Source organism: Planosporangium mesophilum, assembly GCF_016863255.1.
GTDB lineage: Bacteria > Actinomycetota > Actinomycetes > Mycobacteriales > Micromonosporaceae > Planosporangium > Planosporangium mesophilum.
This window is the reverse complement of record NZ_BOON01000022.1, coordinates 1-12,801: the sequence shown is the minus strand read 5'-3', so window position 1 is coordinate 12,801 and position 12,801 is coordinate 1. Positions and strand designations below refer to the sequence as shown.

Sequence of the window (12,801 nt, the reverse complement as noted above, 5' to 3'; positions counted from 1 at the left end):
CGAGGCGCCCCGGGCTCACGCCATTATCCGGTCCGCCGACCGTGGTCGAGTACGGCCGGGGTCGGCGCGCCGACATCACGCTGCGTCGACGTCACGCTGCGCCGAAATCACGGTGGAAGGCGAAGACGCGGCGCTCGCGCGCCGTGACCGACCGGATCAGCTCTTCGCGCCTGGGCGTACTGGTGGCGTGGCGGTACGCGGCGGTCGCCATCGGCGCGGGGTCGGCCAGTTCGTGGAGCGCCAGGAACCTCGGGGCGTCCCCCTCGACCAGTCGGTACCGGCGCGTGCGCAGCCAGCCGGGGATCGCGTGCAGCAGCGGGATGTGCTCTTCGAGGTACCACGAGTGCAGGTCGGGCTCCCGCTCTGCGGGCACCGACATGGAGGTGCACACGACGACCGGCGGCGCTCCCCCGGCCGTACCGTGCTCGTCGATCAGTTCGTAGACTCGCCGGTCCAGGACCGCGAGCCGGTCGATGACGCCCTGCTCCCGCGGGCTCCGCCGGTCACGCAGCGCCCGGTAGGCCGGGGTGGCCAGGACGTCGAGATCGATGTCGTACGCGGCCATCCAGGTCGGTGTCTGCCCGTCCGTGGCGCGGAACCGCCTCCCGGTGTGGATGCCGCTCAGCGCCATGCGGGCCGGGCCGTGCTCGCCGTCGTACCAGTCGTGGAACTCCGCGTCCGGGACGGAGCCTTGCTCCGACAGGACGAGGAGCAAACCCTCTGCCATTTCCCACCTCCACAGTCCGTACCGCCTGAGGGGTACGCCGATCGGCTCTTGACAGCCGTGGTGCGTTCCATGTCACTATGTGCGACGGACGAACTAATGTACGTAGGACGAACACAAGGATGGTAGCTCATGGCATCTGCGGCCGCCCGTGTGGCCAGGCAGGCATTCACCTCCCGGCTGTACATCACGGTGCTCGTGGCGATCGCGCTGGGAACGGCGGTGGGCCTCGCCTTCCCGAAGACGGGTGAGTCGCTGCAACCGCTCGGCGACACGTTCATCGCAATGATCCGCATGCTCATCGGCCCGGTGGTCTTCTGCACGATCGTCACCGGTATCGCCTCCGCCGGGCACCTGACGAGCGTCGGCCGGATCGGGATCAAGGCGCTGGTCTACTTCGAGGTGGTCACCACGCTCGCCCTGATCGTCGGGCTGGTGGCGATGGACCTCGTCGGCCCCGGCCGAGGGATCCACGCCCACCCGTCCGATCTGCACCTGACCGGCAGCGCGAAGGGCTACGTCAGCGCCGCGGGCAACGAACACTGGTACGACTTCCTGGTCAACATCGTCCCCAAGACCGTCGTCAGCGCCTTCGTCGAGGGCAACGTGCTGCAGGTGCTGTTCGTGGCCGTCCTGTTCGCGATCGCCGTGAAGCTCCTCGGCGAACGCGGCGCGCCGATCATCGGGGCGGTCGAGCGCGTCGGCGAGGTCTTCTTCGGCATCGTGAAGATGGTCATGTACTTCTCGCCGATCGGCGCCTTCGGCGCCATGGCGTACGCGGTCGGCAAATTCGGCGGCAGGACGCTGTCGAGCCTGGGCGCCTTCATCGGGCTGTTCTGGGCGGTGGGGATCCTCTTCATGCTGATCGTCTTCGGCGCCGTCGCCCGCCTCTGCGGCCTGCGCATCCTCAAGCTGTACGCGTACTTCAAGGACGAACTCCTCATCACGCTGGGTACGGCGAACTACGAGGCCGTCATGCCCCGGCTGATCGAGAAGCTCGAGCGGCTGGGCTGCCCCAAGCCCATCGTCAGCCTGGTCGTCCCCTCCGGGTACGCCTTCAACGGCGACGGCGTCTGCCTGTACCTCGGTTTCGCGTCCCTGTTCATCGCGCAGGCGTTCGGCGTGGACCTCTCGCTGTGGCAGCAGATCGGGCTGCTCGCCGTCTTCCTCATCACGTCGAAGGGCAGCGCCGGCGTCGCCGGATCCGGCTTCATCATCCTGGCCGCGACCCTGTCGACCACCGGGGCGGTCCCGGTCGTGGGGATCATGCTCATCCTCGGCATCGACCGGTTCCTGTCGACCATGCGCGGTCTGGTCAGCCTCGGTGGCCAGATCCTCGGCAGCCTCGTGGTCAGCCGCTGGGAAGGCGTCCTGGACGTGCCCCACGCCCGCGCCGAACTGAACGGCGAGGCCACGGTGGCGCTCCCCGAGAAGGCCCCGGTCGGCGCCGCGGCATAGCGGCCCGCCCCAGTAGCCCCGTTCACCGATTCAGCAGGAGAGAGACATGCCCCGGCTGCCCTACGCAGCAGATGACAGCGAGACCGCCGACCGGATGCGAGCGCGGCGGGGTGGCACCCTGACCCCGCTCGACCGGCTGTTGCTGCACAGCCCGCCGGTGGCCGACGGCTGGAACACGCTCCTCGGCGCGATCCGTACCGAGTCGACCCTGCCCGACGACATCAGAGAACTCGTGATCCTGCGGGTCGCCGTGATCAACGGCGCGGAGTACGAGTGGGCGGCCCACGAGCCGTTGGCGCGCCGCGGCGGGCTGGGCGACGAGCACCTGGCGGTCCTGCGGTCGGCTGCACTGCGGGACGGCGGCGACTCAGGCGTCCTCTCCCCCGCACAGCGGGCGGCCGCCGCGTACGCCGACTCCATGACCCGCGACGTGGAGGTTCCCGACCCGGTCTTCGACGCCTTGGGCGAGCACTTCGACCAGCGACAGATCCTGGAGCTGACGGCGACCGTGGGCGCCTACAACCTGGTCTCGCGGTTCCTCGTCGCCATGCGGCTCACGCCCGCCGACCGGGAAACAACGGCACCGGCGGCGGGGGCACCGGCGGCGGAGGTACGGGCATGAGCGGGGGCCGGCTCGCGGGCAAGATCGCCATCGTCACCGGGGCCGGCAGCGTCGGCCCCGGTTGGGGGAACGGTCGCGCGATCGCCGTCATCTTCGCCCGGGAGGGCGCGACCGTCGTGGCGGTGGACCGTGACGCGGGCGCCCTCGCCCCGACGGTCGAGGCGATCCGGGGCGAGGGTGGCCGGGTCCAGCCCCACGTCTGCGACGTGACGGACAGCGACTCGGTCGCCGCGCTGGTCGAGGAGGCCCGGCGCGACCTCGGGCACGTCGACGTGCTCGTCAACAACGTCGGTGGTTCGCGTCCCGGCGGCCCGACCCAACTCACCGAGGAGGCCTGGGCGGCCCAGCTGGACGTCAACCTCACCACCGCGTACCTCACCTGCCGGCACGTCCTCCCGGTGATGCAGGAGCAGCGGTCCGGGGCGATCGTCAACATCGCCTCGACCTCGGGCCTGCGCTGGACCGGCTCCGCGCAGGTGGGCTACGCCGCCGCCAAGGCCGCGGTCATCCAGCTCTCCCGCGTGGTCGCGGTGCAGTACGCCCCCGACGGGATCCGCGTGAACACCGTGGTGCCCGGACAGTTGCACACCCCGATGGTCGAGGCCCGGCTCGCGCATCAGCGGGCCGGCGGGGATGTGACGGCTCTGCTGGAGCAGCGTCTGGCCCGCATTCCGCTGGGCTTCGCCGGCGACGGCCGGGACACCGCCTATGCCGCGCTCTTCCTCGCCTCCGACGAGGCCCGGTTCGTCACCGGTACGGAGATCGTGGTCGACGGCGGCATGACCGCCCGGTGCGACTGAAAGGGAACCGCATGAACGAGACAAGCCCCAACTGCCCGCCGCCCGTCGACAGCCCGAAGCGGCCGGACGTCACGCTGCCGGCGCTGAGCTGTGACTCGCACTGCCACGTCTTCGGCCCGGCGGAGCTCTTCCCGTTCGCCCCCGACCGCACCTTCACGCCGGTGGACGTCCCCCGCCAGCGGCTGCGGCGGTTGCACGACTTCCTCGGCCTCGACCGGGCGCTCATCGTGCAGTCCGCCTGCCACGGTACGGACCACTCGGCTCTGCTCGACGCTCTGGAGACGTCCGACGGGCGCTACCGGGGGGTCGCCCTGGTGACGCCCGCGACCCACCCCGACGAGATCGCCCGGCTGGACGCGACCGGCGTGTGCGGCGTACGCCTGAACTTCCTGCCGCATCTCGGGGGCGCGCCGTCGCGCGAGACCATGGACGCCATCCTCCGCCTCGTCGGACCGTACGGATGGCACGTGTCCGTGCATGTCGCCGGCACGGGGATCACCGACCACGCCGACTTCATCAGGTCGATCGACGCGCCGGTCGTCATCGACCACATGGCCCGCGTCGACCTCCGTGACGGGCTCGACGGCGAGCACGTCGCATCGCTGCTCGGACTGCTCGACACCGGCGGCGTGTGGGTCAAGCTGAGCGGCGCCGACCGGCTGTCGGCTCAGCTGTCGGCCGAGCCCGGGGCGCCGTACGCGGACGCCGTGGCGCTCGCCCGGCTGCTCGCGGCGCACGCGCCCGACCGGGTCGTCTGGGGTACGGACTTCCCCCACCCGAACATCAGGGGTGCGGCACCGGACGACGGCGTACTCGTGGACCTGATCGCCGAGATCGCACCGGACGAGGACCGCCGGCACAAGCTGATGGTCACCAACCCGGCCGGACTGTTCGGCTTCTGAGCCGGTCCGGCCCGCGCCCTCCCGCCCGCGCCCTCCCCGAGCTGGAGAGGGCACGGGCGATGGAGATCAGAGCGCGGCGCGGATGGCGTCGGCGAGGGACGTCGGCGCCCGGCCGATGAGCTTCTCGAGGTCGTCGCCCGCCACGTACAGCTCGCCCTTGGCGAGGCCGCGGTCGCCGTCGGCGAGGACGGCGGCGAACTGCTCCGGCAGACCGAGGCTCACCAGCACCTCGGTGTACTTCTCCACCGGCAGGTCGGTGTAGCCGACCTGCTTACCGCTCTGCCGGGACACCTCGGCGGCCAGGTCGGCCATGGTGAACGGCGCGCCGCCCAGCTCGTACACCTTGCCGGCGTGGCCGTCGGTGGTGAGAACGGCCGCGGTGGCCTCGGCGTAGTCGGCGCGGGTGGCGGCGCTGACCTTGCCGTCGCCGGCCGCGCCGACGATGCCGTGCTCCAGGTAGGTCGGCAGCTGCGGGGTGTAGTTCTCGATGTACCAGCTGTTGCGCAGGAACACGTACGGCAGGCCGGAGGCGATGATCTCCTGCTCGGTGGCCTTGTGCTCGACGGCCAGCAGCAGGCTCGAGGTGTCGGCGTTGGCGATGCTGGTGTAGGCGACCAGCCCGACGCCGGCGTCCTTGGCCGCGGCGACGACGTTGCGGTGCTGCGGCACCCGCTGCCCGGCCTCGCTGCCGGAGACGAACGCCAGCTTGTCGGCGCCGGCGAACGCCGCCCGCAGCGACTCGACGTCGTTGTAGTCGGCGCGCTTCACCACCACGCCGCGCGCGGCGAGGTCGTCGATCTTGGCCACGTCCCGGCCGAGCGCCACGATCTGGTCGGCCGGGACGCCGCGGCGCAGCAGCGACTCCACGATGAGACGGCCGAGGTGACCGGTCGCGCCGGTGACGACGATGGACATGGGAACTCCCTCACGGTCTGTTGAACGAGCTTGCGTCTGGCAGCAACGGGAACCCGTCCGATCTACTTCCCGTTGGAGAGTAGGCACCTTGAAGTTTGTTACTTTCTGATGGAGAGTAAACAGGTGGAACCTAGTCCGTACGCCAAGAATTGTGGAAGCCGGCAGGTCCTCGACCGGATCGGCGACCGGTGGAGCGTCCTCGTCGTCCTCATGCTCGCCGACGGGCTGAAGCGGTACAGCGAACTCGCGCAGCGCATCGAAGGGGTGAGCCAGAAGATGCTCACCCAGACGCTGCGCGGACTGGAACGCGACGGGCTGGTGACGCGTACCGTGCACGCCACGGTGCCCCCGAGGGTCGACTACGACCTGACCGACCTCGGCCGCAGCGTGCTCGACCTGGTCGCCGGGCTCGAAGCGTGGGCGACCACCCACCTCGGCGACGTACTCGCCGCCCGGTCCCGCTACGACGCCCAGCAGGAGCGCCGCGGCTCGGCCGCCTGACCCTCGGGCGGCCCGGCAGGTCAGCCGCCTCCCTCGGCATGTTCGCCGTCCGGTCCGGCGGGTAGTGCCGAGCCACATGACCAACCATCCTGTGCGCTGCGACGCGACGGCGGCGGTCGGTGGCGACCCGGCCGGGCGCGACACGGCGCCTCAGGCCGCCGAGGAGCGGCTCGCCGCCGGTTTACCTGGAGTCCAATGGACGGTGACGTGAGTCTCCTGACGCTCCTACCGATGGCCGTGGTGATGGTCGCCGGGCCACAGCTGGTGAGCGCCCTCCTCCTGGCGACCGGCAAGAACCCGAAGCCGGCCTCGTCGGCGTTCCTCTCCGGAGTCGCCCTCGCCGTCGTGATCGGCCTTTCGGTCGCGTACTGGCTGGCGCGACTCGTGATCGACTCAGCCTCCGGGGGCGGCGGTGGTGCGAGGCGGGTCGTCGACTGGGTGGTCCTCGCCCTACTCGCCATCCTGGCGGTTCTCGTGTACGGGCGCCGGACCCGCACCGATCCGCCGCGCTGGATGGGCACGTTGCAGACGGCGTCCCCGGGGTTCGCGTTCGGGCTCGGTTTCCTCCTGTTCCTGCTGATGCCGACCGACATCGCCACGATGTTCACGGTCGCCGGCACGCTCGCCGCACAGGCTCGTCCGCTGTGGCATTCCGCCCCGTTCATCCTGCTCACGCTGCTGCTGGTCGCACTGCCGCTGCTCATGCTGCTCCTGCTGGGCGACCGGGCGCTCGCCGTACAGTCCAGGATCCGCGACTGGACGAACACGCACTCGTGGATCGTCAGCGAGGCGGTGATCCTGTACTTCGCGGCCATGACCGTGTCGAGCATCGTCACCGGATGACGCTCCCACGGGTGGGACTGCTTTTCCTCCTCCTCGGGTGATGCCGGACATAACCTGACCAGGTCAGCTTGTTGCCATGACAAGTCCCACCGAGGAGTTCTTCGACGACCTCGTCCAGCGCACGCACATACCGCTGCTCAAGAGAGCGAACGGGACGATCCGCTTCGATCTGATGCAGGGCGCGTGCAGCGAGCACTGGCTGCTGTCCATCTCGGATGGCGACGTCTCGGTTTCCCGGGACATGACCGAGGCCGACTGCTATCTGCGTGCGGACCGGGAGCTGTTCGACCGGATCGCGGTCGGTGACGACTACGTGCTGTCGGCGCTGTTGCGGGGCGTGCTGGCCGCCGACGGCGACCTTGAGTTGGTCGTGCTGATCGAGCGGCTCCTGCCGGGGCCGCAGGGCTTGGGGCAACGGCGGGCGACCGCCGGGATTGGTGGCAGCGATGAGTGATGACCAGGTGCGGATCCTGAGTGGAAACACGTTCATCATCAGCGACGGGCGCGGCGACATCGAGGCGTCGCTCACCGATCCGACCGGATTCTTCTCGTACGACACGCGTTTCCTGTCGACGTGGGTGTTGACCGTCGACGGCGAGCGGCTCAATCCGCTGTCCGTCGACGACCTGCAGTACTACGAGTCACGCTTCTTCCTGGTGCCCGGCACGGGCACCGTCTATGTCGACGCCAAGCTCTCGGTGATCCGTCACCGCTGGGTGTCGCTGGGCTTCTGGGAGAACCTCGCGGTCATCAACCACGACGAGTGCCCGGTCGACCTCACCATCCGCCTGGAGGCGGCCTGCGATTTCGCCGGCATCTTCGAGGTCAAGGACGCGATACCGAAGAAGGGCGTCTGCCACGCCAAGGTCGAGGACCAGCGGCTGACGCTGAGTTACGAGCGCGAGACGTACCGCCGGGAGACGGTCATCTCCGCCAGTGCCCCCGCCCAGCTCGACGAGCGGGGATTGACTTTCACCGTGCACCTCGAGCCCGACCAGGAATGGGCGACCGAACTGCAGGTCGTACCAAAGTTGATCGCTTTCCGGGGACGGGCCCTTCAGCTGCGCGAGGACGGTGACCCGAAGTCGTCCGCCGCCGAACGGCGGGAGAACGTGGAGGCGTGGCTACGCGACGCGCCGCAGCTGGAGTGCGGCTCGATGGACGTGATCCGGACCTACCGGCGCAGCCTCGTCGATCTTGCCGCGCTTCGCTTCACCCCGCTGACTTCCTCCGGTCGCAGCCTTCCGGCGGCCGGCCTTCCCTGGTTCATGACCATGTTCGGCCGCGACAGCATCTTGACCAGCCTGCAGACGCTGCCGTTCACACCGGAGCTCGCGGCGACGACGCTGAAGGAACTCGGCTCACGTCAGGGCAGCCGGGTGGACGACTTCCGCGACGAAGACCCCGGCCGAATCCTGCACGAGATCCGGTACAGCGAGACGATCGCCTTCAACGAGCGGCCGCACTCGCCGTACTTCGGCACCGCCGACGCCACGCCGCTGTTCGTGGTGCTGCTCGACGAGTACGAACGCTGGACCGGCGACGCCGACCTGGTGCGCGACCTGGAGTTCGAGGCGCGGGCGGCGCTGCGCTGGATCGACGAGTACGCGGACCTGATGGGCAACGGCTACATCTCCTACCAGCGGCGCAATGAGGAGACGGGCCTGGAGAACCAGTGCTGGAAGGACTCGTGGGACTCGATCTCCTACCATGACGGGCGGATTCCCGGCTTCCCCCGCGCCACGTGCGAACTGCAGGGCTACGCCTACGACGCGAAGCTGCGCGGCGCCCGCCTGGCCCGGAAATTCTGGGGCGATCCGACGCTCGCCGACAAGCTGGAACGTGATGCGGCCGACCTGAAGCGCCGGTTCAACTCCGACTTCTGGGTGGCCGACGGGGAGTACTTCGCGCTGGCGCTCGACGCCGACGGCCGCCAGGTCGACGCGCTGTCGTCGAACATCGGCCACCTGCTGTGGAGCGGAATCGTCGACGAGGAGAAGGCCGACGCGGTGGTCGCGCACCTGCTCGGCCCGCGGCTGTTCTCCGGCTGGGGAGTCCGCACGCTCGCCCAGGGCGAGGGGCGGTACAACCCGATCGGCTACCACGTGGGCACGGTCTGGCCGTTCGACTGTTCGTTCATCGCCTGGGGACTTCGGCGCTACGGCTACCGCGACGAAGCCGCGCGCATCGCCGCCGGCATCCTGGACGCCGCGACGTTCTTCGAGGGCCGACTGCCGGAGGCGTTCGGCGGGTACGAGCGGGAGCGCACCAAGTACCCGGTGCAGTACCCGACCGCGTGCAGTCCGCAGGCCTGGTCGACCGGCGCCCCGCTGCTGCTGATCCGGACCATGCTGGGCTTGGAACCCAAGGACGAGAGCCTTGCCGTGGCGCCGACCGTACCCGCGACAATCCCGTACCTGGCCCTGCTCGACATTCCGGGGCGCTGGGGGCGCACCGACGCGTACGGCAGAGCGAGAACTCCACAAGCGGGCTGATCACTCCTGCGAGCCCGATGGCGCGGCCGGACGGGAGTCGGCCGGTGGTGGCCCGTCCCCCGTGACCGCCACCCGGCGCGACTCCCTCAGCAGGTCGATGCCGCGGGCCACGACCGCGGCCACCGGGGTGGCGAGCGCGAGCCCGACCACTCCCGCCAGCGCACCGCCCAGCACCGTGGCGAGCAGGACGACGAGCGGGCTGATGTGCAGCGTGGCGCCGTAGGCGATCGGGGTCACGAGGTTCTGGAGCAGGCCGTTGGCGAGGAAGACGACCAGCGTCATCCACAGGGCGGTCGACTGCCCGCCGGCGCCCAGCGCTATCAGCACCGCAAAGGCGCCCGCGACCGCGGCGCCGACGTACGGCACGTACGTGCCGAGAAGGGTGGTCACCGCGATCGCGCCCACGAGTGGGACATGCAGGATCAGGGCGCCGGCCGCGACGAGGACGGCGTTGAAGACGCCCAACAGGGTCAGCCCGAGCAGGTAGCGCCGGATCGCGGTGGCCGACTGGGAGAGCAGGCTCCGGCCCAGGGGCGCGGGCAGCGGGATCCACCCGGCGACGTGGGCCGCGAGGGCATGACCGTCTCTGAGCAGGAAGAAGCAGACGAACAGCGCGACGAACATGCCGAGTACGACGTTGACGGTGGCACCGAGCAGGTTGCCCACTGCGGGCAGCAGGCCGGCGACGAGGGTGCCGGCCACGTGGCGTACGGACTGCTGGGCCGCCTCGGCGACGTTGCCGTCTACTCCCTTCGAGGCGAGGATGCCGTGCAGCCCGCCGACGGCGTCGCTCAGGTCCTGGCTGACCTGAAACTGCTGGCTCGCTATCCCCCAGACGACGAGCAGGGTCGCGCCGGCACCCAGCAGGACCACGATGAGCAGGGCGGCGGCGGCACCGATCACCCGGGGCACGCGGCGCCGGGCAAGGGCGTCGACGACCGGCAGAAACGCGATCGCCAGGAACAGCGCGACCAGCAGCGGCAGCACGATCGGCCGGAGCACCATGAGCACGAGCATCGCCGCGACGACCAGCAGCGCCACCCCGATGAGCGACCAGGCCACCGAGCCCGCGGCCCGTAGCCGGTCCGACCGTCGTGGTTGTGTGTGACCGGGGTGGATCAGCATCCTCGTCACCAGCGGACTCCCAGACTCGCTCGGACATGTCAGTACGGCGCCGGACGGGCGCCAGAGCGCCGCAGCGGCGTGGAGAAGGGGCAGCGGCGTGGGAAGGCACAGGTGTCATGTCCGTGCCCGCCGGCGTGAGGACACGTAAGTACCCACCCGGGCGTACCGCCGGTGTCCGTCCGCCGGCGGTACGTCGCTGGTTGCCGCGTCAGTGGAGTGACCGCGACACGCTTCGCGCATCGAGTTCTCCGCAGAACAGACGGATCCGGCCCGATGCGGGTCAGGCGGCGAGAACCTTCGTCTTTCCCCGCTCGAACTCGGCCTCGCTGATGGCTCCACGCTGCTTCAGCTCGACGAGCTTCGCCAGCTCGTCGGCGGTTCCGGCGCCTGCCGCGTCCTTGATGAAAGCGCGGGCCTGCTCGTCGCGGGCCTGCACGTCGCGGGCCTGCCGGGCGTACATCTTGTCGCCTCGCGCGACCAGATAGCTGAGCACTCCCAGGAGCGGCAGCACGATCACGAAGATCGTCCAGCCGGCCTTCGCCCACCCACCGAGATCACGACTGCGGAAGATGTCGAAGATGACCGAGCACACCAGAAAGATCCAGAGGACCCACAGAAAGAACCAGAGCATCGTCAAGAACACGTTCAACAGCGGATAAGCCGACATTTGATCGCCCTCCTTGACCGAGGCGCCCTGTACGGGCCCTATGACCCATTTGTAATTGTGGCCGTTCCGGGGGTGACCCGCCTCCCCCGCGAAGGGTGAGAGATCGCGCTGTCCCGCTCCACCTCACCGGCATGTTGGGTCTTCCGGCCCGCGGGTAGTGCCACCCGGCCAGATACGGCCCAGGAGAGTGGACGATGACCAAGCATCCTCTGCACCGCGACGGGGCCGCGGCGGCCCAGGGAAACGCGGGGCCCCCGGTCACCGAGGAGCAACCCGCCGTGCCGTTCTGGCAGGTCCTGGTGCTCGGCCTCGCGACCCTGCTGTTCGGGGTCGCCGTCCTGACCTGGCCGGCGGCGACACTGCGCACCATCGGCGTCCTGGTCGGAATCTGGCTGCTGGTCGTGGGCGCCGCGCGCATCGTCGGTGCGTTCCTGTCTGGCCGGGCGATCGGGCGGCAGGTGCTGTCGGCCGCCATCGGCATCATCTTCGTGGTCGGCGGCGTGGCATGCCTGCGGAATGTCGCGAAGGGCGTCCTCGTCCTCGCCTTCATCATCGCTTTCGCCTGGATCCTCAGCGGCGTGGCCGAGCTCACGATCGCCTTGCAAGCCCCCACCGCGGCCAGAGCATGGCTGATCATCCTCGCCATTGTCTCGATCGCGATCGGATTCGTGTTCCTGTTCTGGCCGGGCCTGTCCCTCACCACGATCGTGATCATGACGGGGATCAGCGGAGTCATCATCGGTATCGGCGAGGCCGCCTTCGCGTTCCAGCTGCGCCGGCTCGCGGCGGCACCATAGCGATCGCGGCAGGTGACCGGGCGATACTGGACATCACCGGCGACAGTGGGCGCAATGCCGGTGGGAGTGGCGGTGAGCGCTGGGAAACCTGTTTCGCTGCCCGCGACCCTGCCTCAGGCGGTACGGGAGGAGCTGCGCCGGGCACTGCGCCGGCCGTACGAGATCCCCGGCGTCGTGCTGTCCAGCGGTCTGCTGGTGACGGCGTGTTGGACGCTGCTGCCGACCGGCGTGGTCAACTGGCTGTTCCGGTTCCACGGGCCGGTCGCGTTCGCGATGGTCATGAGTCTCTGGATCTACTCCGACGTGCTGACGACCAACGTGCTCGGCGACGACCCGGCGCGCAGCATCGCAGCCCTCGACGACCCGGCCGCCCTACGGCGCCTGTGGTATGCGAGGAACATCGTGTTGTGGCTCCTGGCCACTCCCCTGTGCGCCGTGACCGCCATCGCGGTCGGCGTCTACTCGCACGAGCTGGTCGCGGCCGCACTGACCGTACTGTGGATCGCGACGGTGCCCCTGGGTGCCCTCGGATTCGCCAGCTGGGTCGGGGTGTGGTTCCCGTTCCACGTGCTGCCACTCCGGTACCGGTGGGCGCGGCGGCGCCGCTGGTGGCGAATGCTCGTACGGTGGATGATCCTCCGGCTGATCCCGATCAGTCTGGTGCCGCTGCTTGCGGTGGTGCTGACCATGCCGGGCCTGCTGCTCTGGGGGACCGCCACCCCCGGAGCCCGGGGCAGCCGCATCAGCGACGCCCGCTTCGGCTCGGGCCTGCTGCTGGCCGCCGCCGTCGCCGTGGCCGCATGGCCGCTCGGGCACTGGTACGGGCCTCGCCTGGCCAGCCGCCGCCAGCGGCGGCTGATCGCGTTCCTCACCGACCCGGACCGCGGCTGACCCGCCGTTCACGGGCTGCACCGCCTGAACATTCGCCACCTACCCGGACGGTGGCCGAGAA

15 protein-coding genes are annotated in these 12,801 nt (G+C 69.9%); 11 read left to right on the top strand and 4 right to left on the bottom strand.

The features are described from left to right. Positions 1 to 91: 91 nt before the first annotated feature. The gene (locus Pme01_RS12235) at positions 92 to 727 is read right to left on the bottom strand and encodes a hypothetical protein (protein ID WP_168115583.1); all 636 of its coding nucleotides are present in this window, start codon (positions 725 to 727) and stop codon (positions 92 to 94) included. A 129-nt stretch (positions 728 to 856) separates the two neighbouring features. Here Pme01_RS12235 and Pme01_RS12230 point away from each other — a divergent pair, with 129 nt between their 5' ends. The 4 genes from Pme01_RS12230 to Pme01_RS12215 are packed head-to-tail and all read left to right on the top strand — an operon-like array spanning position 857 to position 4,506. Beyond that, a complete protein-coding gene (locus tag Pme01_RS12230; protein ID WP_168115584.1) occupies positions 857 to 2,182 on the top strand; it encodes a cation:dicarboxylate symporter family transporter in 1,326 nt (441 codons plus the stop codon). 46 nt (positions 2,183 to 2,228) lie between these two features. Continuing rightward, the gene (locus Pme01_RS12225) at positions 2,229 to 2,804 is read left to right on the top strand and encodes a carboxymuconolactone decarboxylase family protein (RefSeq protein WP_168115585.1); all 576 of its coding nucleotides are present in this window, start codon (positions 2,229 to 2,231) and stop codon (positions 2,802 to 2,804) included. Next, positions 2,801 to 3,604 carry an SDR family NAD(P)-dependent oxidoreductase gene (locus Pme01_RS12220; protein ID WP_168115586.1) on the top strand — a complete coding sequence of 268 codons (804 nt, stop codon included), beginning with the start codon at positions 2,801 to 2,803 and terminating at the stop codon, positions 3,602 to 3,604. Before Pme01_RS12225 ends, Pme01_RS12220 begins: the two co-directional genes overlap by 4 nt. An 11-nt stretch (positions 3,605 to 3,615) precedes the next feature. Further along, positions 3,616 to 4,506, top strand: coding sequence for an amidohydrolase family protein (locus tag Pme01_RS12215; protein WP_168115587.1), 891 nt, complete (start codon positions 3,616 to 3,618; stop codon positions 4,504 to 4,506). A gap of 66 nt (positions 4,507 to 4,572) precedes the next feature. Here the strand turns inward: Pme01_RS12215 and Pme01_RS12210 are convergent, their stop codons facing one another. Next, positions 4,573 to 5,421 carry an SDR family oxidoreductase gene (locus Pme01_RS12210; RefSeq protein ID WP_168115588.1) on the bottom strand — a complete coding sequence of 283 codons (849 nt, stop codon included), beginning with the start codon at positions 5,419 to 5,421 and terminating at the stop codon, positions 4,573 to 4,575. Between the two features lie 108 nt (positions 5,422 to 5,529). On the opposite strand from Pme01_RS12210, the gene Pme01_RS12205 reads away from it, so the two are divergent. The 5 genes from Pme01_RS12205 (at position 5,530) to Pme01_RS12190 (ending at position 9,260) form a co-directional block, all read left to right on the top strand. Further along, a complete protein-coding gene (locus Pme01_RS12205) occupies positions 5,530 to 5,922 on the top strand; it encodes a winged helix-turn-helix transcriptional regulator (protein WP_168115589.1) in 393 nt (130 codons plus the stop codon). A gap of 76 nt (positions 5,923 to 5,998) precedes the next feature. Further along, positions 5,999 to 6,133, top strand: a complete 135-nt coding sequence (locus Pme01_RS31455) for a hypothetical protein (RefSeq protein WP_275408519.1) — start codon at positions 5,999 to 6,001, stop codon at positions 6,131 to 6,133. Next, on the top strand, positions 6,130 to 6,765 hold the full coding sequence (locus Pme01_RS12200) for a GAP family protein (RefSeq protein ID WP_239088185.1): 636 nt from the start codon (positions 6,130 to 6,132) through the stop codon (positions 6,763 to 6,765). Before Pme01_RS31455 ends, Pme01_RS12200 begins: the two co-directional genes overlap by 4 nt. Positions 6,766 to 6,841: 76 nt before the next feature. After that, positions 6,842 to 7,219 carry an SCP2 sterol-binding domain-containing protein gene (locus tag Pme01_RS12195; RefSeq protein ID WP_168115591.1) on the top strand — a complete coding sequence of 126 codons (378 nt, stop codon included), beginning with the start codon at positions 6,842 to 6,844 and terminating at the stop codon, positions 7,217 to 7,219. Beyond that, positions 7,212 to 9,260: an amylo-alpha-1,6-glucosidase gene (locus tag Pme01_RS12190; protein ID WP_168115592.1), complete on the top strand. Its 2,049-nt coding sequence runs from the start codon at positions 7,212 to 7,214 to the stop codon at positions 9,258 to 9,260. The genes Pme01_RS12195 and Pme01_RS12190 overlap by 8 nt, the downstream gene beginning before the upstream one ends. Here the strand turns inward: Pme01_RS12190 and Pme01_RS12185 are convergent, their stop codons facing one another. Together Pme01_RS12185 and Pme01_RS12180 are read right to left on the bottom strand one after the other, a co-directional pair. After that, positions 9,261 to 10,385, bottom strand: a complete 1,125-nt coding sequence (locus Pme01_RS12185; protein ID WP_239088192.1) for an AI-2E family transporter — start codon at positions 10,383 to 10,385, stop codon at positions 9,261 to 9,263. 280 nt (positions 10,386 to 10,665) lie between these two features. Further along, positions 10,666 to 11,052 (bottom strand): SHOCT domain-containing protein, encoded by a 387-nt coding sequence (locus Pme01_RS12180; protein ID WP_168115594.1) that lies wholly within the window; start codon positions 11,050 to 11,052, stop codon positions 10,666 to 10,668. A gap of 194 nt (positions 11,053 to 11,246) precedes the next feature. Between Pme01_RS12180 and Pme01_RS12175 the strand changes: the two genes are divergently transcribed. Both Pme01_RS12175 and Pme01_RS12170 read left to right on the top strand, forming a co-directional pair. Continuing rightward, entirely contained in the window at positions 11,247 to 11,849 is a 603-nt protein-coding gene (locus Pme01_RS12175) for an HdeD family acid-resistance protein (protein WP_168115595.1), read from the top strand. A 72-nt stretch (positions 11,850 to 11,921) separates the two neighbouring features. Further along, positions 11,922 to 12,740, top strand: a complete 819-nt coding sequence (locus Pme01_RS12170) for a hypothetical protein (protein WP_168115596.1) — start codon at positions 11,922 to 11,924, stop codon at positions 12,738 to 12,740. Positions 12,741 to 12,801: the final 61 nt, after the last annotated feature.